This window comes from Pseudomonas sp. LTJR-52, assembly GCF_003691465.1.
Taxonomy (GTDB): Bacteria; Pseudomonadota; Gammaproteobacteria; order Pseudomonadales; family Pseudomonadaceae; genus Chryseomonas; species Chryseomonas luteola.
Genome location: NZ_CP033105.1, coordinates 3,638,025 through 3,661,752, shown reverse-complemented (window position 1 = coordinate 3,661,752; position 23,728 = coordinate 3,638,025). Strand labels below are relative to the sequence as shown.

19 protein-coding genes are annotated in these 23,728 nt (G+C 56.2%); 9 read left to right on the top strand and 10 right to left on the bottom strand.

Annotation, left to right across the window (positions count from 1 at the left end; translation table 11 throughout):
• The 6 genes from EAW52_RS17135 to EAW52_RS17110 form a co-directional block, all read right to left on the bottom strand.
• Entirely contained in the window at positions 1–1,011 is a 1,011-nt protein-coding gene (locus EAW52_RS17135; RefSeq protein WP_122043339.1) for an ABC transporter permease subunit, read from the bottom strand.
• Positions 1,012–1,068: 57 nt separating this feature from the next.
• Positions 1,069–2,661: an ABC transporter substrate-binding protein gene (locus tag EAW52_RS17130; protein ID WP_122043338.1), complete on the bottom strand. Its 1,593-nt coding sequence runs from the start codon at positions 2,659–2,661 to the stop codon at positions 1,069–1,071.
• A gap of 89 nt (positions 2,662–2,750) precedes the next feature.
• A complete protein-coding gene (locus EAW52_RS17125) occupies positions 2,751–4,343 on the bottom strand; it encodes an ABC transporter substrate-binding protein (RefSeq protein ID WP_122043337.1) in 1,593 nt (530 codons plus the stop codon).
• Between the two features lie 209 nt (positions 4,344–4,552).
• Complete coding sequence (locus EAW52_RS17120; protein WP_122043336.1) at positions 4,553–6,151, bottom strand: ABC transporter substrate-binding protein; 1,599 nt, start codon at positions 6,149–6,151, stop codon at positions 4,553–4,555.
• 69 nt (positions 6,152–6,220) lie between these two features.
• Complete coding sequence (locus tag EAW52_RS17115) at positions 6,221–7,822, bottom strand: ABC transporter substrate-binding protein (protein ID WP_122043335.1); 1,602 nt, start codon at positions 7,820–7,822, stop codon at positions 6,221–6,223.
• Positions 7,823–8,122: 300 nt separating this feature from the next.
• Entirely contained in the window at positions 8,123–8,872 is a 750-nt protein-coding gene (locus tag EAW52_RS17110; RefSeq protein WP_122043334.1) for an SIMPL domain-containing protein, read from the bottom strand.
• A gap of 128 nt (positions 8,873–9,000) precedes the next feature.
• Here EAW52_RS17110 and EAW52_RS17105 point away from each other — a divergent pair, with 128 nt between their 5' ends.
• The 6 genes from EAW52_RS17105 (at position 9,001) to garD (ending at position 16,691) form a co-directional block, all read left to right on the top strand.
• Positions 9,001–10,260, top strand: a complete 1,260-nt coding sequence (locus EAW52_RS17105) for an ATP-binding protein (protein ID WP_122043333.1) — start codon at positions 9,001–9,003, stop codon at positions 10,258–10,260.
• Positions 10,261–10,281: 21 nt separating this feature from the next.
• Positions 10,282–10,839: a response regulator transcription factor gene (locus tag EAW52_RS17100; RefSeq protein ID WP_010797258.1), complete on the top strand. Its 558-nt coding sequence runs from the start codon at positions 10,282–10,284 to the stop codon at positions 10,837–10,839.
• 145 nt (positions 10,840–10,984) lie between these two features.
• Positions 10,985–12,727 (top strand): ABC transporter ATP-binding protein/permease, encoded by a 1,743-nt coding sequence (locus tag EAW52_RS17095; RefSeq protein ID WP_122043332.1) that lies wholly within the window; start codon positions 10,985–10,987, stop codon positions 12,725–12,727.
• A 73-nt stretch (positions 12,728–12,800) separates the two neighbouring features.
• Complete coding sequence (locus EAW52_RS17090; RefSeq protein WP_010797260.1) at positions 12,801–13,556, top strand: FadR/GntR family transcriptional regulator; 756 nt, start codon at positions 12,801–12,803, stop codon at positions 13,554–13,556.
• A 118-nt stretch (positions 13,557–13,674) separates the two neighbouring features.
• Positions 13,675–14,586 carry a 5-dehydro-4-deoxyglucarate dehydratase gene (gene kdgD / locus EAW52_RS17085; protein ID WP_122043331.1) on the top strand — a complete coding sequence of 304 codons (912 nt, stop codon included), beginning with the start codon at positions 13,675–13,677 and terminating at the stop codon, positions 14,584–14,586.
• 548 nt (positions 14,587–15,134) lie between these two features.
• Complete coding sequence (gene garD, locus EAW52_RS17075) at positions 15,135–16,691, top strand: galactarate dehydratase (RefSeq protein WP_122043330.1); 1,557 nt, start codon at positions 15,135–15,137, stop codon at positions 16,689–16,691.
• Between the two features lie 177 nt (positions 16,692–16,868).
• Here garD and EAW52_RS17070 read toward each other — a convergent pair whose 3' ends face one another.
• From EAW52_RS17070 to gatC, 4 genes are all read right to left on the bottom strand, one after another.
• The gene (locus EAW52_RS17070; RefSeq protein WP_122043329.1) at positions 16,869–17,267 is read right to left on the bottom strand and encodes a septal ring lytic transglycosylase RlpA family protein; all 399 of its coding nucleotides are present in this window, start codon (positions 17,265–17,267) and stop codon (positions 16,869–16,871) included.
• A gap of 281 nt (positions 17,268–17,548) precedes the next feature.
• A complete protein-coding gene (gene gatB / locus EAW52_RS17065) occupies positions 17,549–18,994 on the bottom strand; it encodes an Asp-tRNA(Asn)/Glu-tRNA(Gln) amidotransferase subunit GatB (protein ID WP_074827863.1) in 1,446 nt (481 codons plus the stop codon).
• Between the two features lie 19 nt (positions 18,995–19,013).
• The gene (gene gatA / locus EAW52_RS17060; RefSeq protein ID WP_122044840.1) at positions 19,014–20,471 is read right to left on the bottom strand and encodes an Asp-tRNA(Asn)/Glu-tRNA(Gln) amidotransferase subunit GatA; all 1,458 of its coding nucleotides are present in this window, start codon (positions 20,469–20,471) and stop codon (positions 19,014–19,016) included.
• 14 nt (positions 20,472–20,485) lie between these two features.
• Positions 20,486–20,773: an Asp-tRNA(Asn)/Glu-tRNA(Gln) amidotransferase subunit GatC gene (gene gatC, locus EAW52_RS17055; RefSeq protein ID WP_010797267.1), complete on the bottom strand. Its 288-nt coding sequence runs from the start codon at positions 20,771–20,773 to the stop codon at positions 20,486–20,488.
• A 227-nt stretch (positions 20,774–21,000) separates the two neighbouring features.
• Between gatC and mreB the strand changes: the two genes are divergently transcribed.
• The 3 genes from mreB to mreD all read left to right on the top strand — a co-directional run bounded on the left by mreB (position 21,001) and on the right by mreD (position 23,704).
• Positions 21,001–22,038: a rod shape-determining protein MreB gene (mreB, locus tag EAW52_RS17050; RefSeq protein WP_010797268.1), complete on the top strand. Its 1,038-nt coding sequence runs from the start codon at positions 21,001–21,003 to the stop codon at positions 22,036–22,038.
• A gap of 119 nt (positions 22,039–22,157) precedes the next feature.
• The gene (gene mreC, locus EAW52_RS17045) at positions 22,158–23,216 is read left to right on the top strand and encodes a rod shape-determining protein MreC (RefSeq protein WP_372238927.1); all 1,059 of its coding nucleotides are present in this window, start codon (positions 22,158–22,160) and stop codon (positions 23,214–23,216) included.
• Entirely contained in the window at positions 23,216–23,704 is a 489-nt protein-coding gene (mreD, locus tag EAW52_RS17040; protein WP_010797270.1) for a rod shape-determining protein MreD, read from the top strand. The genes mreC and mreD overlap by 1 nt, the downstream gene beginning before the upstream one ends.
• Positions 23,705–23,728: the final 24 nt, after the last annotated feature.

Genomic DNA, 23,728 nt, shown 5'->3' with positions numbered 1-23,728 from the left:
TTAGCGCTGATGGCGGATACGGGGGTTGGCAAAGCCGTAGAGAACGTCCACGACAAAGTTCACCATGATGACAAGGGTGGCGATCAGCAGGATGCCGTTCTGCACGACGGGATAGTCGCGACGGGAGATCGCATCGATCAACCATTTGCCTACACCAGGCCAGGAAAAGATCGTTTCGGTCAGTACGGCACCGGCGAGCAGGCTGCCTACTTGAAGACCCAGTACGGTCAGAACCGGGACCAGCGCGTTACGCAGCGCATGGATAAGGACGACACGGGCTGGCGACAGGCCTTTGGCACGAGCCGTACGCACGTAATCTTCTCGCAGCACTTCCAGCATGGCGGAGCGCGTCATCCGTGCGATAACTGCCAGGGGAATCGTGCCCAGCACGATAGAGGGCAGAATCAGGTGGTGGAGGGCGTCCATGAACGCGCCTTCTTCATCGGACAACAGGCTGTCGATCAGCATAAAGCCGGTTTTGGGCTCGATGTCGTAAAGCAGGTCGATCCGACCTGATACCGGGGTCCAGCCGAGCTGTACCGAAAAGAACATGATAAGGATAAGGCCCCACCAGAAGATCGGCATGGAAAAGCCCGTCAGGGAAATGCCCATCACACCGTGGTCAAACAATGAACCGCGGCGAAGCGCTGCGATCACTCCGGCCAGAAGGCCCAGCACGGTAGCAAAGATCATGGCGCAGAGAGCCAGTTCCAAGGTGGCAGGAAAGAGGGTGGTGAACTCGTGCCATACGTTGTCACGGGTAATCAGTGACTCTCCCAGGTTGCCGTGGGCAAGGTTGCTGAGATAGTCGAAATATTGCTGGTAGAGCGGCTTGTCGAGCCCGAGGCGATGCAGTGCTTCGGCATGCATCTGCGGATCGACGCGGCGCTCGCCCATCATGACCTCTACCGGATCGCCAGGAATCAGGCGAATCAGGGAAAAAGTCAGTAGCGTGACACCGAAAAACGTCGGTATCAGCAAGCCCAGGCGGCGGGCAATAAAACTGAACATGGGGTTGAATACTCCTCATCGGAGGCAGGGAAGCGTGCCCTGCCTGTTTCCGTCTTTTTATTTTGCGTACGTTGTAGCGAAGTTGTTGTTGGCCAAGGGACTCAGGTGATAACCCTCGACGTTGCTGCGCATGACGTTGAACAGCTTGGGATAAGCCAGGGGGATCCAGGGCGCATCATTGTGGAAGATCACTTGAGCCTGCTTGTAGAGCTCGGCTCGCTCATTTTCATCCTGGCTGGTACGAGCCTTGTCCAACAGGGCGTTAAACTCCTTGTTGCACCAGCGTGCACTGTTTTCGCCTGACTTTGCGGCATCACATGACAAGTTAGGCGTCAGGAAGTTATCCGGATCGCCGTTGTCACCTGCCCAGCCAAAGAAGAGCAGATCGTGCTCGCCTTGCTTGGCCCGGCGAATCAGCTCACCCCACTCCAGATTGCGGATGTCCAGTTGTACGCCGACCTTGGCCAGGTCGGCCTGAAGCATTTGAGCACCCAGCGCAGGGTTGGGGTTGGTCGGGCCGCCGCCTGAACGTGTAAACACGGTCAGCTTGAGGCCTTTCTCCATGCCGGCCTCTTTCAACAGTGCCCGCGCCTTTTCAGGGTCGTAGGGCCAGTCCTGAATATCACGGTTATACCCTAGAAGGGTAGAGGGATACGGATTGACGGCAGGCACAGCGTTGCCTTCACCAAACAAGGCCTTGATGTAGGCGCTCTTGTCAAAGGCCAGATTCAGGGCCTGACGGATACGCACATCGTTCAGCGGTTTATGCTCGGTGTTCATGGCAACATAGGCAATTAGCAGTGCTTCGCCTTCAGCAAGCTTAAGGTTCGGGTCCTTGCGGATGGCTGGAATATCGTCCGGTTTAGGATAAACGCCTACCTGACATTCACCAGCTCTCACACGCTGCAGGCGTACATTGCTATCGAGGGTGATGGCAAGGACCAGGCCATCAGCTGGAGGTTTGCCTTCGAAATACTCGGGGTTGGCCTTGAAACGTACCTGAGCATCCTTGGTATAGCGCGAGAAAATGAACGGACCGGTACCGACCGGCTTGAAGTTGAGCTGATCAAACTGTCCGGCTTTTTCCAGTTGAGCGGCATATTCAGCCGAATAGATCGATGCAAAGCCCATCGCCATGTCCCGTAGGAAAGGTGCTCCCGGACGATTGAGCACGAAGCGGATCGTGTAGTCGTCGACCTTATCGATCGACTTGATCAGATTTTGCAGTCCCATGGCCTCAAAATAGGGGAAGCCATGCTGCGCCTTGTCGTGCCAGGTGTGCTTGGCATCGTATTGGCGCATGAAGCTCCACATCACGTCGTCGGCATTGAATTCACGTGTGGGCTTGAAGTAATCGGTTATCTGAAACTTCACCCCTTTACGCAGGTGGAAGGTATAGGTCATGCCGTCTTCGCTGACGTCCCAACGCTCTGCCAAACCAGGCTCGATGTCGGTAGTGCCGGGCTTGAAGTCTACGAGGCGGTCGAATAGCGTCTCAGCTGAGGCGTCAGCCGTCGTGGCTGCAGTGTACTGAGCGATGTCGAAGCCTTCGGGACTGGCCTCCGTACATACCACCAGAGGTTTGGCTTGAGCCAGAGTGGCGGCGCCAAGCAGACTCACGGCAAGCGCGATTCGTGTTAATGCATGCATAGGGATGCTCCTAGGTCTGTAACCGGTCTACGGCATAGAGCGAGCCTCGATCAGCCTGATCGGACTCGTCTTCTTTTTGGGAAAAGCGCTTAATCCAGGCGCACAGTTGAAAAATCGTTTTTACCCAGAGGGCTCATGACAAAGCCGCTGACGTTGCTGCGTGTCACAACGTTCCTCACAGGCTGTGAGGTGGGAATCCAGGGGATTTCGTTGTGAAATATCTCCTGGGCCTTGCGGTAGAGCTCAGCGCGCTTGTCCAGATTACTGGTACGGCGAGCCTGCTCTACCAGCGAGTCGAACTCGGCATTGCACCAGCGTGCACGGTTCTCGCCGTTTTTGGCTGCCGAGCAGGTGAGGTTGGGTGACAGGAAATTGTCCGGATCGGCATTGTCGCTGACCCAGCTCATGCTGAGGATATCGTGTTCGCCCTGCTTGCCACGACGAACAAATTCACCCCATTCATACTGGCGAATATTGACCTTGATGCCGATCTTGGCCATGTCTCCTTGAAACAGCTGGGCGACTCGCAAAGTATTTCCCGAGGGGCCTGACCCGGTAGAACTCATATAGGTCAGCTCCAGCCCGTTGGGGTAGCCCGCTTCGGCCAAGAGCTGCCTAGCCTTTTCCAGGTCATACGGCCAGGGTTTGATATCGGTGTTATAGCCCAGCATGGCAGGGGGATAGGGACCCCAGACCGGCTTGGCTGCGCCTTCACCGTACAGGGCCTTGATCGTACCCTCCTGATCGGTTGCCATGGCAATGGCCTGACGGACGCGCACATCACTGAGTGGCTTGTGCGTTACGTTCAGTGCATTGAAGCCTATGGTCAGCTCCTCGACGCTCAGCACTTTCAGATTGGGGTCTTTTTTTAACGCCGGAACGTCTGACGGCTTGGGGGTCAGTGAAATCTGGCATTCGCCTCGCTTCAGACGTTGCAGGCGCACGCTGGAGTCCAGTGTGATGGCTTGTACCAGATCGACTGCTGGCGCACCGTCCCAATAGTTAGAGTTGGCCTTGTAGCGCACCTGCGAGTCGCGGCTGTAGCGCTCGAAAACAAAAGGTCCCGTACCTACCGGTTTGAACCCCAGGTCATCAGTTTTTCCGCTCTTGAGCAGCTGATCAGCATATTCAGCTGAGAGAATTGAGGTAAAACCCATGGCCAGATCAGCCAGGAAGGGCGACTCTTCATGTTGAAGAACAAAGCGCACCGTATGGCCGTCGACCTTTTCAATATGGTCGATGATCTTGCTCATCTCCATCGAGTCGGAGAAGGGGAAGCCTTTGCTGGCTAATTCGTGCCAGGGGTGCTTGGGATCGATCTGACGCTCGAAGCTCCAGATTACATCATCGGCCGTCAGCTCACGGGTAGGCTTGAAGTAGCTGGTGCTATGAAATTTCACACCTTTGCGCAGGTAAAACGTGTACTGGAGACCATCCGGGCTGATGTCCCACCGCTCGGCCAGTGACGGCTGAAGCTCCGTCGTGCCAGGTTTGAACTCCACCAGCCGGTTATAAAGAGGCTCATCTGCCGCATCAGCTGTATAACGCGAGGAGTGAACCGCCGGGTCGAATGTCTCCGGACTTGCCTCGGTACATGCCACCAACGTTTTGGCTTGTGCCTGTACAGCCGTTGCCAACGCAACCGCCAACAGACAGGTGTTCAGCCTGAATGCAGCTTTCATCTTTCGTTAGGCTCCATGGTGAGGCAGTAACAGCCGGGTTGCGACTGTAACCGCTTGCAATCCCGTCGATGGGTATCGGCGGAAGGTGTCCCTGCCGGGGTCCGCTGGTATCGCTCGGGTAAAGCGTCGCACCAGAGGAAATCCGGCAAACCGGCTGCCTGCGTGCTGATCGAGCACGTCGCCGGCGGCAATACAGGACAGCCTGCCTCTCATCGGGCAAGGCTGACGCCATAGAATGCGCTAAGCCCGAAGGGGCTGATCTTGAAGTCCTGGACTTCCTTGCGCATGGGTTGATAAACGATGGAATGGGCGATCGGTGTGATCGGCACGGCGTCCTTCAGTACATGCTGCGCCTGCTTGTACAAGCGAATACGTTCCTCACGATCATTGCTGATCTTGGCCTGTTTGATCAGCTTGTCATAGGCCGGATCGCACCATTTGGAGTAGTTGCTGCCATTGACGGCATCGCAGCTGTATAAAACGCCCAGCCAGTTGTCTGGATCACCATTGTCTCCGGTCCAGCCGTAGATCATTACATCATGTTCGCCCTGACGGGCACGCTTGATGTACTCGCCCCATTCATACGTGACGATGTTGGCCTTGATGCCGATCCTGGCCCAGTCCGCCTGTACCATCTGCGCAGACAGGCGGGCGTTGGGGTTGGAGGCGCGAACGACCGGCATGGCCCACAGGTTGAGCTGTGTGCCTTGCTTGATGCCTGCTTTCTTGAGCAGCGCCTTGGCCTTTTCCGGATCGTAGGGGGCATCCTTGAGCGTGTCGTCGTAGGACCACTGCGCCGGTGGCATGGGGTTGGTGGCGAGCTTTCCATTACCCTGGTAGACGGCATCGATAATGGCCTTCTTGTTGATGGCCATGTCCAATGCCTGACGGACTTCAAGCTTGTCCAACGGCGGATGCTGAACGTTATAGGCGAAATAGCCCAGGTTGAAACCGGGTTGTTGGAGCACCTTCAGGCTGGGATCTTTCCTGACCTCAGCAATATCTGCCGGACGTGGATAACCACTGATCTGGCACTCACCCGCCTTGAGTTTTTGCAGGCGAGTAGCGGCGTCCGTCGTAATGGCAAAGATCAGGTTGTCAAGCTTGACGTCCTCGGGCTTCCAGTAATCCTTGTTGCCCTTGTAACGAATGACCGCGTCCTTTTGGTAGCGACTGAATACAAAAGGTCCGGTACCAATCGGGTATTGGTTGATATTGGCCGCTTTGCCCTGCTTGAGCAAATGGTCGGCATATTCGGCTGACTGGATGGAGGCAAAGCTCATGGCCAGGTCCGAGGCAAAGGCGGCATCGGTCTGATTCAGCGTAAAGACAACTGTGTAATCGTCTCGCTTTTCGATCTTGGCGATATTCTTGTCCAGGCCCATATCGCTGAAGTAGGGGAATTCACTCGGGTAGGCCTTACGGAACGGGTGCTCCTTATGGAGCATACGCTGAAACGTGAACACGACATCGTCGGCATTGAATTCACGTGTCGGCTTGAAGTAGTCGGTCGTATGAAACTTCACGCCCTTGCGCAGATGAAAGGTATAAACCTTGCCGTCTGGAGAAATCCCCCACTTTTCGGCCAGCCCCGGTGTCAGGGTAGTGCCGCCACGCTCGAATTGAACCAGGCGATTGAATACCGTCTCGGCAGACGCATCGAACTCGGTTCCGGAGGTGTACTGAGCGGGGTCGAAACCAGCCGGGCTGGCTTCGGAGCAATACACCAGATTACTCGCCGCCTGGGCGAGCGGAGCGGCTGCAAGCAGGCTTGCAGTAAGAAAGGAGAGGGCGAAGGACGTACGCATGGATGAATTCCCGTCAGTCAAGTAAAGCGGAGCGTTCGGGGTTTTACCCTACGAACGCTCCGCCGCCAATCACTTGCTGACGCTTACGCCATAGAACTCGTTCAATCCAAAGGGACTGATCTTGAAGTCCTGGACTTCCTTGCGCATCGGCTGGAAAACTGTCGAGTGCGCGATCGGCGTAATCGGAACCTGTTGTTTCAGGATCTGCTGAGCCTGCATATACAGCTTGGTCCGCTCGTCCATATCGGTGGTGCGCTTGGCAGCCTTGATCAGCTTGTCGTACTCCGGCTGGCACCAGCGAGAGTAGTTGTTACCGCCGATGGCATCGCAGCCGTACAGGGTACCCAGCCAGTTGTCCGGGTCACCATTGTCGCCGGACCAGCCAATCAGCAGAGTGTCATGTTCACCGGCCTTGGCGCGCTTGTTGTACTCGCCCCATTCATAGCTGACGATCTTGGCCTTGATGCCCACCTTGGCCCAGTCCTGCTGGATCATTTCGGCCATCTGACGTGCATTCGGGTTGTAGGGACGCTGAACAGGCATGGCCCAGAGAGTGATTTCCGTTCCTTCCTTCACGCCAGCCTGCTTGAGGAGCGCCTTGGCTTTTTCCGGGTCGAAGGGTGCATCCTTGAGGCTGTTGTCATAGGACCACTGGGTCGGCGGCATACCGTTGACCGCCATCTGGCCAGCGCCCTGGTAGATCGCGTCGATGATGGCCTTCTTATTGATAGCCATGTCCAACGCCTGGCGGACCTCCAGCTTGTCCAGTGGCGGATGCTGAACGTTGTACGCCAGATAGCCATCGTTGAAGCCGGGCTGTGAAGGCACCTTCAGGTTGGGATCGTTCTTGAGTCCTTCCAGGTCGGCCGGGCGTGGGTAAACGGTAATCTGGCATTCGCCGGCCTTGAGCTTTTGCATGCGGACCGAGGCGTCGGAACTAATCGAGAAGATCAGGTTGTCCACCTTGGCACCTTCTTCCGGATCCCAATAATCCTTGTTGGCCTTGAAACGAATGACCGCATCTTTTTGGTAGCGGCTGAAGACAAATGGGCCTGTTCCGACAGGTTTCTGGTTAATGTCACTGGGCCGACCGGACTTGAGGAGCTGGTTGGCGTACTCCGAAGACTGGATCACAGCGAATGGCATGGCCAGGTTCTGAATGAACGCCGCGTCGACCTCTTTCAGGGTCATGCGTACCGTGTAGTCGTCCACCTTTTCAAGTTTAGTGATGTTTTCATCAAGGCCCATGTCAGTGAAATAGGGGAACTCGGTGGGGTAGGCCTTACGGAACGCACTGTTCTTGTCCAGCATGCGCTCGAAAGTGAATACTACATCGTCTGCGTTGAATTCGCGGGTCGGCTTGAAGTATTCCGTAGTATGGAATTTCACGCCCTTGCGCAAATGAAAGGTGTAGGTCCTGCCGTCTTCGCTGACATCCCAGCTGCTTGCAAGCCCGGGCTGCACTTTGGTGCCGCCGCGTTCGAACTCGCTCAGGCCATTGAACATGGTTTCAGCAGAGGCGTCGAAGTCCGTTCCGGTGGTGTACTGCGCAGGATCGAAGCCTGCCGGGCTGCCTTCAGAGCAGAAAACCAGGTTACTGGCTGCCTGAGCAAATGAGGTTCCGGCCAATAAACCAGCCGCAATGAGAGATGAAAGTAACTTCTTATGCATGCAGACCTCGGTTGGCTGATGTCGACTCAGACGATGGATACGTCTGAGTCATACAGAAACAGTTGAGACTTTTTGGGTCATTAGGCGGACGCTATGCAGGAGATATGCCTGTAATAGGATGACTGACGAGTCAGCGGCAGGTTGTAGAGTAACGCTGAATGTTTGTGTCGCAAAAATATAAAAACAGGCGTGCTAGAGCTGAAAAATGAAACTGTTCCTACGGTAACAGCACCAAATTGTGTTACCGCAGGTGTGTTTTGCACCAAATTGGAGCGATGCACGCGGGGTCTTTGCTTTAATTTAGGGCGTCTGCACTTCAATGACACCATCGGCCGTGATAGACACTGCGCTGGTGCCTGCTTCGATATCCTGGCTGGGTGCGCTTTCAGCGTAAGCCATGGTCTTCATTCTCATCATGGGCATAGGGCCAGTAGCGTTGTTGGTTATCAAGTTGAGATTCACAAGCTTGTAACCGGAACCGCCCAGGGCATCGGTTGCTAGTTGAGCACGTGCCTTGAAGGCGTTGACGGCCTCCTTGAGCAGGGCATCTTCACTTTTCTTGCGCGTCTCGTCAGCAACAGTAAAGGTCATGCCGCCCATTTTGAGAGTGCCCAGCAGGTCGGCTGTCAGGCGGGAAAGGCTGGCGAAGTCACTGCTCTGCAAATGAAGTTCACCACGCTCGCGCCAGGCGGTAATGGTTTGGCGTTTATCGTCATACAGCGGAAAGCTGTTGCGTCCTCCCTGACTGATCTCAACGCCATTGACCTTGCGCGCAGCCTCAACCCCTTCGTTGAGCGCCTTGGTGATGTCCGCCGCCAGTTTTGCAGGATCGTTACCTTGCTGTTCGGTGTAAAGCGTTACCTGCATGCGGTCTCGCGGAACATCCTGGCTGACTTCGGCGCGCAGGCTGATCTGGTTGTAACGAGGCTCCTCGGCCTGCGCTGCATGGGAAACACTGACCAGTGCACCGGCTGCCATGATCGACGCGGCCCCCCTGGCTAAATGTTTAGTCAAGGCAGGTGAAATGGCGAGACGGGAAAAGACAGGCATCATGGACTCCTTTCGTTCATTAACAGTGACTTCCGTTCTATCCTATGGGTTTGTGCGGCGCTATGTCGCGCCTTGCAGACAGAAATAGGCCAGAGCCACCGTTATACTCGCCGCCCCTGGATAAATACATGTTTGAATCTCCTGTGCAGTGGTTATCCGCTAGTCGTCAAAACCTGGGTCGTCTTGTTCTCATTCGCGTACTGGTGCTGGCTGCCCAAGCCGGTTCGGTAGGGGCTGCCTGGCTCTCCGATATCGTCGAGCTACCATGGCTGGCTATCAGCGCCACATTAGGTCTGTCCGCGCTACTCTGTGGCATCACTGCGCTGCGCCTGAGTCGAGACTGGCCTGTAACCGAGCAGGAGTATGCGGCGCATCTTGCCTTCGACCTGCTTATCCACAGCGTGCTGCTCTACTATGCCGGAGGGGCAACCAATCCCTTCGTGTCCTACTACCTGGTGCCGCTGACCATTGCGGCGGCAACCTTGCCTTGGCTCTACACGTTGCTGCTGGCGGGCCTTGCTTTGGTCAGCTTCACGTTCATGCTGATCTGGTTCCGGCCACTGCAACTTCTGATCAACCCAGGTGGCGAGATTCTGAGTTACGGCATGTGGCTGAGCTTTGCGCTATCGGCATCACTGATCACCTTTTTCGTCGCCAAGATGGCTGAAGCGCTCCGCCACCAAGAGCTGCTGCAGGCCCAGCGCCGTGAGCAGGGGATGCGCGATCAGCAACTGCTGGCGGTGGCCACGCAGGCCGCTGGCGCTGCCCATGAGCTGGGCACACCATTGTCGACCATGAGCGTACTGCTCAAGGAGCTCCGCCAGGAGTACACCGATAAGGCTGAGCTGCAGGAAGACCTGTCGCTTCTACAGGATCAGGTTCAGCTCTGTAAGGAAACCCTGCAGCAACTGGTGCGCGCCGCTGAAGCGGATCGCCGTCAGACCATTCATGAGCAAACGGCACTGGAGTGGCTGGAAGCCGTACTGAGCCGCTGGCATCTGATGAGGCCCGAGGTCAGTTACCGCTTTGAATGTCCAAGCGTAGGCGCAGCGCCTCGTTTGATTCCACCCACGGATCTGACTCAGGCGCTTCTTAACCTGCTGAACAATGCTGCCGATGCCTGTCCGGATAATCTGCTGGTAACCCTGTCATGGAATGCCTCGGAAATTTGCCTGTCCATCAGAGACCGTGGCCCGGGTGTACCGCTGGCCATTGCCGAGCAGATCGGTAAACCGTTCTTTACGACCAAGGGTAAAGGCTTTGGTCTAGGGTTATTCTTGAGTCAGGCGAGTGTGACCCGTGTCGGTGGTACAGTGAAGCTGTATAACCATGAAGAAGGCGGCACGCTGACCGAGCTGCGTCTGCCACGTCAGTATCCATTGGTCTGAACTGCTGTCGCGAGGATTACAATGAGCGAAAACATTCAACATGACGATGAGCAGCCCCATCTGCTGCTGGTCGACGACGATGCCACTTTTACCCGCGTCCTGGCACGGGCCATGGATCGTCGCGGGCTGCGCGTATCGGTTGCGGGCTCGGCAGAGGAGGGCTACGAGCTGGCCAAGCAGGATCTGCCGGATTACGCCGTGCTGGATCTGAAAATGGAAGGCGATTCCGGCCTTGTCCTGTTACCCAAGCTGCTTGAGCTGCATCCCGACATGCGCGTCGTGATTCTTACCGGTTATTCCAGCATTGCCACGGCGGTCGAAGCAATCAAGCGTGGTGCTACGAATTATCTGTGCAAGCCTGCCGACGCAGATGATGTGTTGACCGCGCTACTTTCCCAGCATGCCGATGTGGACAGTCTGGTGCCGGAAAACCCGATGTCGGTTGATCGGTTGCAGTGGGAGCATATCCAGCGAGTATTGAATGAGCACGACGGCAATATTTCGGCAACGGCACGTGCACTTGGAATGCACCGTCGTACTTTGCAGCGCAAGTTGCAGAAGCGTCCGGTTCGCCGCTGATCAGCTGATCCCCTTCCGGCTGGAAGGAGATTGATAAAAAATGGACAGAAATCTTTTGTTACGTTTGTCGTGACAGAAACCATTCAGCTTGGCTGCCCTATGATGGCCTTTGGTTACGTTATTACGTGCTTGCCGAGCTGGAGCGATGAGAGAAAAAGAGACTCCCGTACCGCCTGTGTATGGTTCGACCAAGGGCCATTTCCTGTCCCGCGTTTGGGCATTGACGATACCCTATTGGCGCAGTGAAGAAAGAAAGAAAGCCTGGCTGTTGCTGGTTGCTGTGATAGCTCTTTCGCTGGCAGGTGTCGGCTTGTCAGTGGTATTCAATACCTGGAACCGGTACTTCTACGATGCCCTGCAAAATCATGATCTGAAGTCCTTTACGCGTCTTATTTTGTATTTTTGCGGCTTGGCGGCCCTGTTCATTCTGCTGGCCGTATACAGGCTTTACCTGACCCAGATGCTTACCATCCGGTGGCGACGCTGGCTGACTGAGCAGCATTTCTCGCTATGGCTTAGGCACCGCAACTATTACCACTTGGAGCAGAAGGGGGGCGCAGACAACCCGGACCAGCGTATTGCCGAAGATCTGAACAGCTTTACGGACATGACGCTCTCTCTGGGGTTAGGATTCATCCGTACCATCGTCAGCCTGATTTCCTTTTCTGTCATCCTGATCACTATGTCAGGCAGTATCGAGCTGTTTGGCATCACCATTCCTCATTACATGTTCTGGGCTGCAGTACTGTATGCCGCCATTGGCACCGTGCTGACGCATTACATTGGTCGACGGTTGATTGGCCTTAGCAATCAGCAGCAGCGCTATGAGGCGGATCTGCGTTTTGGGTTGATCCGTGTCCGGGAGAATGCCGAGAGCATTGCACTCTATAACGGGGAGCAGAACGAGCAGCAACGGCTCCAGGAACGATTCGGGCACGTCTGGGACAACTTTTGGATGCTGATGCGCTATCAGAAGCGTCTGACCTTCTTTACCTCTGGCTACTCCCAGATTGCCGTCATCATTGGCGCCGTACTTTCGGCACCGCGCTATTTCAGTGGCAAGATCCAGCTTGGCGACATGATGCAGATCAGCGACTCGTTCAGTAACGTTCAAGGCAGCTTGAGCTGGTTCATTGATGCATACCTGCAACTGGCGAACTGGCGTGCTGTAACTGATCGTATCCTGAGTTTTCGCGACACCATGCACAGGCATGAGGCTCAGGCTTCCGCCATTACGCTGGAGCGCGGCGAGGATGCATTGGTATTCGACCGGCTCCAGGTTTCGCTGGCCAACCAGACGCACTCACTGATCGACCCTATCAGCGGCCGCATTGAGTCAGGCGAGCATGTGCTTATCAGCGGTCCCTCAGGGGGTGGCAAAAGCACCCTGCTACGGGTTATCGCAGGGCTGTGGCCCTATGGTAGCGGGACAGTAAGTCTTCCGATTGGTCGATGCCTATTTCTGCCGCAACGACCTTATCTGCCTATTGGAACATTAAGGGCTGCGTTGAATTATCCTGGGGAAGTTCAGCATGCGCCAGAGCGCCTCGAGAGCGTGCTAAGGCAATGCCGTCTGGCACATCTGGTTTCTGTCATGGACGAGGCTAACCATTGGGAACGGCGCCTCTCTCCTGGAGAGCAACAGCGCCTGGCCATTGCTCGGGCTATCCTGTACCAACCGCACTGGCTGTTTCTGGATGAAGCGACCTCTGCTCTGGATGAGCGTGATCAAACCGCCATGTACACCTTGTTACGAGAACACTTACCCGATACGACACTGGTGAGTGTAGGGCATCGAAGCAGTCTGCAACGCTTCCATCAGCGGATCTTGCGCCTGGAGGAGGGCATCCTCAAGGACGTTACTGTTTATGAAAGTGCCCAACTTTAGATTAATAGGGTCATCCTACAACGCGGTTACGCTATTATGGTTCATATTTCCAAGACGCCCTGAATGAACCCTTATGCAAAACAGTAACGTGACTCCTCGCCCACGTAAAAAGTCTCGCAGTCTGGCCGAAAACGTTGTCGAGGTCATGAAGGCTCGTATTCGTGACGGCGACCTGAAACCCGGCGACAAGCTGCCGACCGAGTCGGCCATCATGCAGGAGCAGGGCGTCAGCCGAACGGTGGTTCGTGAGGCGATCTCGCGCCTGCAGGCTGCAGGGCATGTCGAAACGCGCCACGGGATCGGTACGTTTGTGCTGGAGCGGCCTGCTGAAGGGCCACTGTTCATCGATCCGGCTACCATCACAACCTTGCGTGATGTGTTGGCAATGCTTGAGTTGCGAATCAGTCTGGAGGTTGAGGCTGCCGGTCTGGCGGCGCAGCGCCGAAATGACGAGCAGCTTCAGGAGATGCGTCGTCTGCTGGATCAAATGAAGGCGCGCACCGAGCAGCCTGCCGAGGCTGTCAGTTTCGATCTGCAGTTTCATTTGCAGATCGCCATGTCCACGGGCAATCGCTATTTCAGCGACATCATGACCTACCTCAGTAGCGTTCTGATCCCCCGCACCCGTCTCAACTCGGCTTATCTGGCTCACGATGATCAGCAGCGCTATCAGCTGCGCCTGGATGGCGAGCATGAAGACATCTACAACGCTATCGCTCGGCAGGACACTGATGCGGCACGTGCAGCGATGCGCCTGCATCTGACCAACAGTCGCGAGCGACTACGTCGAGCCAATGAAGAGGTAGGAACAGGCCAGAATTCACGCTGATTAAAAAATCTGCGTAAGGGGAGTTGTACCCTGGAATCTATAGTTGTACGATGACTGACAACGGGCGATATCCCGTCTCATCAACTTCTGTATGCCGTCAGGCCAGGGTGCAACAAAAATGACTCCACAAGAACTCAAGCACACCCTTTCATCCGGATTGCTGTCCTTTCCGGTAACCGATTTCGATGCGCAGGGCGACTTCCGCCGCGATACCTACATCAAGCGCCTGGAATGGCTGGCGCCCTACGGTGCTAGCGCCCTGTTTGCGGCTGGCGGCACCGGTGAGTTCTTCTCGCTGGACCAGAAGGAATACTCCGACATCATCAAAACGGCCGTGGACACCTGCAAGGGCATGGTCCCGATTCTGGCCGGTGCCGGTGGCCCAACCCGCGTGGCGATCCAGCAGGCTCAGGAAGCCGAGCGTCTGGGTGCCCAGGGCATCCTGCTGCTGCCGCACTACCTGACCGAAGCCAGCCCCGAAGGCGTGGCCGCGCACGTCGAGGCGGTGTGCAAGTCCGTCAACTTTGGCGTGGTGGTGTACAACCGTAACGTCTGCCGCCTGAAGCCTGACCAGCTGGAAATGCTGGCTGAGCGCTGCCCAAACCTGATCGGTTTCAAGGATGGCATGGGTGACATCGAGCTGATGGTCTCCATCCGCCGTCGTCTGGGTGATCGCTTTACCTACCTGGGTGGCCTACCGACCGCTGAAGTCTATGCCGCGGCCTACAAGGCGCTGGGTGTACCGGTGTACTCCTCGGCGGTGTTCAACTTTGTTCCCAAGACGGCCATGGACTTCTACAAAGCCATTGCTGGGGATGACCACGAGACCGTGGGCAAGCTGATCGATGACTTCTTCCTGCCGTACCTGGACATCCGTAACCGCTGTGCAGGCTATGCGGTAAGCATCGTCAAGGCCGGTGCGAAGATCGCAGGTTATGATGCCGGTCCGGTGCGTGCACCGCTGACCGACCTCAAGCCTGACGAGTACGAGCGTCTGGCTGCGCTGATGGACAAACTCGGTCCGCAGTAAGTGTGTAAATGGCTGACTGGTTTTAGTAGACCAGTCAGCCATTTTTGTTTTATTGTGTTCTGAAATGATTGCGCTATCATTTGGTTGTGTAAGCAAAGGCGATGTTCTCGCCTCGCTATAAAAGACTACCCGCGACAAGAATAACGAGTGGGGGCAGAGTGAATATCAACCGAGTCAGTGTGACATCGCTTGCCTTGTCAGGCACTTCATTGCTCGGTGCTCTTGGCATTCGCAGACCCCGCATTCTGCGCGCGATCAGCTTTTCTGAGCGCTTATCTTTAGTCATCCCGCTTGCCATGGTCGGCTCCCTTATCGGAACGCTGAGGGTTGCCAGAACCTGTCATTTGTCCAGTGGTGAGTCGATCAGGTGCTCTTTATTGCAACCAGTGGCGAAGCGTGGAGAGGCGTCCGCGTGTGTATCGGTGACTCACCGCGCAGGTATGGAGATGGATGAGTTGACCGTCGGTTTACGTTGAATAACAGAACGCGGGCAGAGCATCGCTCTGTTCGCATGCCTTAGCCTGAGTGAGTATAAGAAGGAGTGAGTCATGCAGTTGATTGAACACCAGGACTCGCCTCGTTACATCCGACTTCATGCTGACGATAACGTCGCAATCGTTGTAAACGAGCAAGGTGTTGCAGCCGGTGGCCAGTTTCCAGACGGTCTCGTGACCATTGAGGCCGTTCCGCAAAGTCACAAGGTAACGCTGGTTGATATCCCCGAAGGCGGCGCTGTTCTGCGCTATGGCACAGTGATCGGATATGCCCTGAAGCCCATTCTACGTGGCTCCTGGGTGAAGGAAGAGCTGCTCAGCCTGCCTTCGCCGCCCCCGCTGGACAACCTGCCGCTGGCAACTGATGTACCGCCTACCCAGCCTCCGCTGGAAGGTTTTACCTTTGAGGGTTTCAGAAACCCGGACGGTAGCGTAGGGACGCGTAATATCCTTGGCGTGACCACGACGGTTCAATGTGTGACCGGTGTGCTTGATCATTGCATCGAGCGTGCCCGCAAGGAGCTGCTGCCCAAGTATCCGTATGTGGATGATGTCATCGCATTGACTCACAGCTATGGTTGCGGTGTAGCGATCAACGCCCCCGATGCTGTCGTACCCATTCGTACGCTGCGTAACATCAGTCGTAATCCCAACCTCGGTGGCCAGGCGCTGGTGATCAGCCTGGGATGTGAAAAGCTTCAGGCCAGCCAGATCATGCCGGACGATGAATTGCCCTCTGGTATCGATGAAGAGGAATGGCTGTTCCGCCTCCAGGATTCCAATACCGGTTTCAGCGGTATGGTCGAGCAGATTCTTGGCATGATCGAGGATCGCCTGAAGGTACTGAACGAGCGCCGTCGTGAGCCATGTCCGGCTTCCGATCTGGTGGTCGGTATGCAGTGCGGCGGCAGTGATGCTTTTTCCGGGGTAACAGCCAATCCGGCATTAGGTGTTGCGGCTGACCTGTTGGTGCGCGCAGGGGCTACCGTGATGTTCTCGGAAAACACCGAGGTGCGCGACGGTATCCATCTGCTGACCTCGCGGGCGGCTACACCTGAAGTCGCCAAGGCCTTGGTTCGTGAAATGGATTGGTACGACCGCTATCTGGATCGCGGCATGGCGGATCGCAGTGCAAATACGACGCCCGGTAACAAGAAGGGTGGCCTGAACAACATCGTGGAAAAGGCCATGGGCTCGATTGCCAAGTCGGGCTCCAGTGCCATTGCAGGCGTCGTATCACCCGGCGAGCGCGTTAAGGGCAAAGGCCTTTATTACTGCGCAACACCTGCCAGTGACTTTATCTGCGGTACGCTTCAACTGGCTGCCGGTATGAACCTGCACATTTTTACTACAGGTCGCGGAACGCCTTATGGTCTGGCCATGGTGCCTGTCATCAAGGTAGCAACACGCACCCAGCTGGCCGAGCGCTGGCCGGATCTGATCGACGTAGACGCCGGTCGGGTGACATCGGGCCGAATGACACTGGAAGAGTTGGGTTGGGAGATTTTCCATCTCTACCTGGATGTTGCCAGTGGCCGCAAAAAGACATGGGCTGAACACCACAAGCTGCATAACGATCTGACACTGTTCAATCCGGCTCCAGTGACCTGATGGCTAAGTGAAGTACAAAACAGCGGAGCTTTGTGCTCCGCTGTTTTTTGCCTATCAGGATAAGCGCCTGGTTCGGGACAGCGAATTGAAAGGGCGTCCCTCATGCCAGGACACTAGCTAGGTATAAGGCAAGCTGACCTCTCTGCTCCAACGCATTATTAGCCCCGTCTAGTCAAATCAGTCCAAGGCCCTGATCTGGACTTTCGCAACGCCATCAGAAATCAAGCCGATTGAACTGGCCGCATTGCGTGACAGATCAATGATCCGTCCACGTACGTGAGGGCCACGGTCATTGATTCGTACGACCGCACGCTTTCCGTTGCTCAGGTTGGTCACCTCGACTCGCGTGCCGAAGGGCAGCGTACGATGAGCTGCTGTCATTTCCGAAGGATTGTAGGGTTCTCCGCTGGCAGTTCGGCGTCCGGCATGGCGTTTGGCGTAATAGGAGGCAAGGCCGGAGTCCTGGTAACCATGAACAGCAGCAGGTGACATGGGTGAAGAATAAGGCTCTCGGTTGGCACACCCGGCAAACAGTATGGTGAGCGATAGAAGAGCAATGCGTAGGCTCCATGACATATCGAAAGCTTCCTGGCGATTTGATATCAGATTGGCTATATGACTCTCTTGAGTTCAAGCCGTTTCGCTGTAATTACGTGCTGAAACACATTCCAGGACTAGTCCGACATTCAGCCCTGAAGATTGTATAAGCGTGCGTAATCTACAGGCGCAGGCCAAGTCCATCGCTCAGAAAGCTCGACTGCTTCGCATCGGCTGAAAAAGAAAAATGAAGAAAGAAGAAGTAGATTCGTGAGTGGCATAGCCATGACGCAAGGTTGCGTCATGGCTATCGGAGGAGGTTAACCTTCCAGCTTTTTCTTCAGCAATTCGTTGACTTGCTGAGGATTGGCCTTGCCTTTGGAGGCCTTCATCGCCTGGCCTACGAAGAAGCCAAACATCTTTCCGCGCTTGGCCTCATCACTGGCGCGGTACTGCTCGACCTGGGCGGCGTTGGCTGCCAGGACTTCATCCAGCATGGACTCAATAGCGCCAGTGTCGGTTACCTGCTTGAGCCCCTTCTTTTCAATGATCTCATCGGCAGAACCTTCGCCAGCGGCCATGGCTTCGAATACCATCTTGGCGATCTTGCCGGAAATGGTGTTGTCCTTGATACGCAGGATCATACCGCCCAAATGCTCAGCGGAAACCGGCGAGTCGGCGATATCCAGGTCCTGCTTGTTGAGCAGGCTGGAAAGCTCGCCCATGACCCAGTTAGCGGCCAATTTGGCGTCGCCGCTGACCTGTTGGACCTGCTCGAAATAATCGGCCATTTCACGGCTGGAGGAGAGGACCGTCGCGTCATACGTAGATAGGCCAAAGTCACGCTCGAAGCGCTCACGCTTCTGCTGCGGCAGCTCTGGCAGCAGGCTGCGGGTCTCTTCAAGGAAGCTTTCTTCGATCACCACGGGCAGCAGGTCGGGATCAGGGAAGTAGCGGTAGTCATTTGCCTCTTCCTTGCTGCGCATGGAGCGAGTCTGGTCTTTATTCGGGTCATAAAGGCGGGTTTCCTGAACAACCTTGCCACCATCCTCGATGAGCTCGATCTGGCGCTGGACCTCGTAGTTGATCGCCTTCTCGATGAAGCGGAAGGAGTTGACGTTCTTGATCTCGGCGCGCGTCCCGAACTCGGCCTGACCTTTCGGACGAACCGAGACGTTGCAGTCGCAACGCAGCGAGCCCTCGTTCATGTTGCCATCACAGATGCCCAGGTAACGCACGAGTGCATGAATGGCCTTTACGTAGGCAACGGCTTCCTTGGCGCTGCGGATATCCGGCTCGGAAACAATCTCCAGAAGCGGCGTGCCGGCACGGTTCAGATCGATACCGGTCATGCCCTGGAAGTCCTCATGCAGGCTCTTGCCGGCGTCTTCTTCCAGGTGCGCACGGGTGATGCCGATGCGCTTGACGGTACCGTCGTCCAACGTAATGTCTAGGTGGCCCTTGCCTACGATAGGCAATTCCATCTGGCTGATCTGATAGCCCTTGGGCAGGTCAGGATAGAAGTAGTTCTTGCGCGCAAAAACGTTACGCTGGCCAATGTGTGCGTCGATGGCCAGGCCAAACTTGACGGCCATGCGCACTGCTTCCTGGTTGACTACCGGCAGTACGCCGGGCATGCCCAGGTCGATCAGGCTGGCCTGGGTATTGGGTTCGGCACCAAAGGTGGTGGAGCTGCCAGAAAATATCTTCGATTTCGTGGAGAGCTGTGCGTGAATTTCCAGCCCGATCACGGTTTCCCATTGCATGTGAGTCGTCCTCTGCCTTCTATTCCAGGAACCCAGTCGGGGCTTTCGTATGCCAATCAGTTGCCTTCTGGTACTGATGGGCGATGTTGAGCAGGCGGCCTTCCTGGAAGTAGGGGGCCAGCAGCTGTACGCCAACGGGCAGGCCGTCGACAAAGCCGGCCGGCATGGAAAGGCCAGGAACGCCGGCAAGGTTGGCAGTGATGGTATAGATATCCATCAGGTATTCAGCCACGGGATCGTTGTTTTTCTCGCCGAGTTTCCACGCCACGCTGGGCGTCGTCGGGCCAAGAATGACGTCCACATCATTGAAGGCGGTCATGAAGTCGTTCTTAATCAGGCGGCGGATACGTTGTGCCTTCAGGTAGTAGGCATCATAGTAACCGGCAGAAAGTGCATAGGTGCCCACCATGATCCGGCGGCGAACCTCATCACCAAAGCCTTCTGCGCGAGAGCGTTTGTATAGGTCGGTCAGATCTGCCGGGTCTTCACAGCGATAACCGAAACGTACGCCGTCATAGCGCGACAGGTTGGAAGACGCTTCCGCCGGTGCGATCACGTAATAGGCAGGAATCGCGTGCTGCATGTTTGGCAGGCTGATGTCTTTGACGGTTGCGCCCAGCGCCTTCAACTCTTCTACAGCCTTGAACGTAAGATCTGCGATACGGCTGTCCAAGCCCTCACCGAAATACTCTTTCGGCAGGCCAATGCGCAGGCCGGCGAGCGGCTTGTCCAGGCAGGCCAGATAGTCATCGACCGGTTGGTCTACGCTGGTGGAGTCCTTGGGGTCGAAGCCTGCCATTGCCTGCAAGAGTAGGGCGCAGTCTTCGGCGTTGCGAGCCAGCATGCCGCCTTGATCGAGACTGGAGGCATACGCAATCATGCCCCAGCGGGAAACGCGTCCATAGGTAGGCTTGAGGCCAGTCAGGTTGGTTAGTGCCGCAGGCTGACGGATCGAGCCGCCGGTATCGGTACCGGTTGCAGCCGGGACGAGGCGAGCCGCTACTGCCGCCGATGAGCCACCTGAAGAGCCGCCTGGAATACGAGAGATATCCCAGGGATTTTTGACCGGGCCGTAGTGGCTGGATTCGTTGGCCGAGCCCATCGCGAACTCGTCCATATTCAGTTTGCCCAGGCTTACAACGCCTGCATCTGCTAGCTTCTGAACCACAGTGGCGTTGTAGGGCGCGATGAAGTTATCAAGCATTTTCGAGCCGCAACTGGTGCGAATGCCCTGAGTGCAGAAGAGGTCTTTATGTGCGATCGGTGCCCCTAGGAGCGCGCCGGTTTCGCCCGCTGATCGGCGCTGATCGGCGATTTTGGCCTGCTCAATGGCCTGTGTTTCCGTCACGGTGATAAAGCTGTTGAGCTGTGGATCAACCCGGGCGATGCGGTCCAGCAGGGCGCGAGTCAATTCCTCGGCAGAAACTTCCTTTGCCGATAGCGCACGGCTGATCTCGGCCAGGGTCAACGTATGCATAGGGGTGTCCTTCATTACTCAATCACCTTGGGTACCAGGAACAGGCCGTTCTCGACCGCCGGGGCGATAGTCTGGTAGGCGTCACGCTGATTGGTTTCGGTGACTTCGTCCGGTCGCAGGCGCTGTACGGCTTCCAGCGGGTGCGCCAAGGGTTCGACGTTATCGGTATTGACGGCCTGCATGCGATCAATCAGGCCGAGGATGTCATTCAACGTCCCGGTGGTCCGTTCAATATCGGCATCGTTAAGGCCTAGTCTGGCCAGGTGAGCGATCTTTTCGACGTCGGAGCGTTCGAGCGCCATCGGATTCTCCAGCAATATCGGGGCTTGACCATGGCGAAAGTCATAAATCGAGAGATTTGCACGGTAGGCGGTCAAGCACCGCGTTAAGAAAGGCCTAAGAGGGCCGCAGAAACGAGCAATCTAGCACATCACCGCCTTGCTCAAAATCCCTGCCGTTGTTAGAGTCTGCCGCAATTTTTCCCACGCGTTTCATCTGCGTGCCTGACGCCACCGCCTAGGGTCACTTCATGTTCAAAAAGTTGCGTGGCATGTTTTCCAGCGATCTGTCGATCGACCTGGGTACAGCCAATACCCTCATTTATGTCCGGGATCGCGGTATTGTCCTTGACGAGCCATCCGTTGTTGCCATTCGTACGCATGGCAATCAGAAGAGTGTAGTTGCCGTCGGTACCGACGCCAAACGCATGCTGGGTCGTACGCCTGGCAATATTTCTGCGATCCGACCGATGAAGGATGGTGTGATTGCAGACTTCAGCGTTTGTGAAAAAATGTTGCAGTACTTCATCAACAAAGTTCACGAGAACAGCTTTCTCCAGCCAAGTCCCCGTGTACTTATCTGCGTACCGTGCAAGTCCACCCAAGTCGAGCGCCGTGCCATTCGCGAATCGGCTCTGGGCGCTGGCGCCCGTGAAGTCTTCCTGATCGAAGAGCCGATGGCAGCTGCCATTGGCGCAGGTCTTCCGGTTGAAGAAGCGCGTGGTTCGATGGTAGTGGACATCGGTGGCGGCACCAGCGAGATCGCCTTGATCTCCCTGAACGGTGTTGTCTATGCCGAGTCCGTACGCGTAGGCGGTGACCGCTTCGATGAAGCGATCGTGACCTATGTCCGCCGCAACTACGGCAGCCTGATCGGTGAATCTACCGCTGAGCGCATCAAGCAGGAAATCGGTACGGCCTACCCGGGCGGTGACCTGCGTGAAATCGACGTCCGCGGCCGCAATCTGGCTGAAGGCGTACCGCGCAGCTTTACGTTGAACTCCAACGAAGTGCTGGAAGCCCTGCAGGAATCGCTGGCGACCATCGTCCAGGCGGTCAAGAGCTGCCTGGAGCAGTCCCCGCCGGAGTTGGCTTCGGATATTGCCGAGCGCGGTCTGGTCCTGACCGGTGGTGGTGCTCTGCTACGTGATCTGGACAAGCTCCTGGCGCAGGAAACCGGCCTGCCGGTGATCGTGGCGGAAGATCCTCTGACGTGTGTTGCCCGCGGTGGCGGCAAGGCGTTGGAGATGATGGACCGTCACGCTATGGATCTTCTTTCCACCGAATAAGTCGCATGCATGAATATCAGGGCCTGCATGGCGGGCCTTGATGTTGTCATGATTGACGCTTCGAGGACGAGACCATCAAGCGTATATTTTCCAAGGGTCCTTCGCTTGGCGTCCGTCTGCTGGCTCTGGCTGTTCTGTCTGTCAGCCTGATGGTGGTAGATGCCCGCTTCGATTATCTGAAGCCGGTGCGCAGCGAAATGGGCCTGGTGCTTACACCATTCTATTGGGCAGCCGATCTCCCGGTTCGTGCCTGGCAAGCCGTGCGCGATCAGTTTTCCAGCCGTACTGAGATCATGGCTGAAAACGAGCGCCTCAAGGCTGAAGCACTGCTTATGCAGCGTCGCCTGCAAAAGCTGGCGGCTTTGACCGAGCAAAACGTACGACTTAGAGAATTGCTCAACTCTGCCGCCCTGGTAGACGACAAAGTGCTGGTCAGCGAGCTGATTGGCGTCGATCCGAATCCATTTACTCACCGTATCCTGATCGACAAAGGCGCGAAGGATGGGGTCTTTATCGGCCAGCCGGTGTTAGACGCCAGTGGGTTGATGGGGCAGGTGGTCGAAGTCATGCCCTATGCCGCCCGTGTCCTGCTGTTGACGGACGTCACTCATAGCATTCCTGTTCAGGTCAACCGCAATGGTTTGCGTGCCATTGCCATGGGAACTGGTAACCCTGAGCGTCTTGAACTGCGCCATGTGGCGGATACCGCGGATATCAAGGAAGGCGATCTACTGGTCAGCTCTGGCTTGGGGCAGCGGTTTCCTGCGGGGTACCCGGTCGCAACCGTGACCGAAGTAGTGCATGACTCAGGGCAACCGTTTGCCATCGTGCGAGCTGTACCCACTGCCAAGCTGAACCGCAGTCGCTATGTGCTATTGGTCTTCAGTGATCCACGTACACCTGAGGAACGGGCCTACGATGCTGCCCGGGCCCAGGAAGAAGCGGATCGCAAAGTGTCCCAGGAGCAGCAGGGAACAACCCCAGCGGCAACCCCGCCCGCCCAGGTTAATAATTCCGCTCAGCCAGCCAATGGCAATAACAAGACACCGGCGACCAATGCGGCGGCTCCGGCTGCTCAGCCGGCTAAACCCCAGGCTCAGCCCGCGAAGCCTGCCGCCAAGCCGCAGGCCAGCCAGGCCCCGGCTGCCTCGACACAACGCGCCCAGGAGGCCCGTTAATGGCCTTTCGGATCGGCCATAACGGCTGGGTTATCTGGCTGACATTGTTGGTGGGGCTGTTGCTTTCCGTTGCGCCAATGCCGGACTTCATGGAAATCGGGCGGCCCTTATGGCTGTCCATGTTCTTGACGTTCTGGACGTTGGCGCTGCCTCACCGGGTAGGCTTGAGTACGGCCTGGGTTTTCGGATTGGCAGAGGACGTACTGTACGGAAATCTGCTTGGCCAGAATGCCCTGATTCTGAGCCTGGTAGTTTTTCTGGTGCAATCATTACAACAGCGGCTTCGCGTCTTTCCCATTTGGCAGCAGGGCTTTGTGCTGCTGGTCGTCTATGGCATCTCGCAGCTGGTTCAGCTCTGGCTGAATACGTTGACGGGTAATCGTCCACCCACACTGGTATTTCTTGCACCCTCCTTGGTCAGCGCCTTGCTCTGGCCTTGGGTATATCTGGTGCTACGTGATTTACGAACGCGTTTCAATGTAAGTTGACGTGGCGTCGGCGGCTGATCTGCT

What these genes read in the sequence shown, in the direction of transcription:
- EAW52_RS17135 (WP_122043339.1), bottom strand. Translation starts at nt 1,011, where the DNA reads ATGTTCAGTTTTATTGCCCGCCGCCTGGGCTTGCTGATACCGACGTTT.
- EAW52_RS17130 (WP_122043338.1), bottom strand. Translation starts at nt 2,661, where the DNA reads ATGCATGCATTAACACGAATCGCGCTTGCCGTGAGTCTGCTTGGCGCC.
- EAW52_RS17125 (WP_122043337.1), bottom strand. Translation starts at nt 4,343, where the DNA reads ATGAAAGCTGCATTCAGGCTGAACACCTGTCTGTTGGCGGTTGCGTTG.
- EAW52_RS17120 (WP_122043336.1), bottom strand. Translation starts at nt 6,151, where the DNA reads ATGCGTACGTCCTTCGCCCTCTCCTTTCTTACTGCAAGCCTGCTTGCA.
- EAW52_RS17115 (WP_122043335.1), bottom strand. Translation starts at nt 7,822, where the DNA reads ATGCATAAGAAGTTACTTTCATCTCTCATTGCGGCTGGTTTATTGGCC.
- EAW52_RS17110 (WP_122043334.1), bottom strand. Translation starts at nt 8,872, where the DNA reads ATGCCTGTCTTTTCCCGTCTCGCCATTTCACCTGCCTTGACTAAACAT.
- EAW52_RS17105 (WP_122043333.1), top strand. Translation starts at nt 9,001, where the DNA reads ATGTTTGAATCTCCTGTGCAGTGGTTATCCGCTAGTCGTCAAAACCTG.
- EAW52_RS17100 (WP_010797258.1), top strand. Translation starts at nt 10,282, where the DNA reads ATGAGCGAAAACATTCAACATGACGATGAGCAGCCCCATCTGCTGCTG.
- EAW52_RS17095 (WP_122043332.1), top strand. Translation starts at nt 10,985, where the DNA reads ATGAGAGAAAAAGAGACTCCCGTACCGCCTGTGTATGGTTCGACCAAG.
- EAW52_RS17090 (WP_010797260.1), top strand. Translation starts at nt 12,801, where the DNA reads ATGCAAAACAGTAACGTGACTCCTCGCCCACGTAAAAAGTCTCGCAGT.
- kdgD (WP_122043331.1), top strand. Translation starts at nt 13,675, where the DNA reads ATGACTCCACAAGAACTCAAGCACACCCTTTCATCCGGATTGCTGTCC.
- garD (WP_122043330.1), top strand. Translation starts at nt 15,135, where the DNA reads ATGCAGTTGATTGAACACCAGGACTCGCCTCGTTACATCCGACTTCAT.
- EAW52_RS17070 (WP_122043329.1), bottom strand. Translation starts at nt 17,267, where the DNA reads ATGTCATGGAGCCTACGCATTGCTCTTCTATCGCTCACCATACTGTTT.
- gatB (WP_074827863.1), bottom strand. Translation starts at nt 18,994, where the DNA reads ATGCAATGGGAAACCGTGATCGGGCTGGAAATTCACGCACAGCTCTCC.
- gatA (WP_122044840.1), bottom strand. Translation starts at nt 20,471, where the DNA reads ATGCATACGTTGACCCTGGCCGAGATCAGCCGTGCGCTATCGGCAAAG.
- gatC (WP_010797267.1), bottom strand. Translation starts at nt 20,773, where the DNA reads ATGGCGCTCGAACGCTCCGACGTCGAAAAGATCGCTCACCTGGCCAGA.
- mreB (WP_010797268.1), top strand. Translation starts at nt 21,001, where the DNA reads ATGTTCAAAAAGTTGCGTGGCATGTTTTCCAGCGATCTGTCGATCGAC.
- mreD (WP_010797270.1), top strand. Translation starts at nt 23,216, where the DNA reads ATGGCCTTTCGGATCGGCCATAACGGCTGGGTTATCTGGCTGACATTG.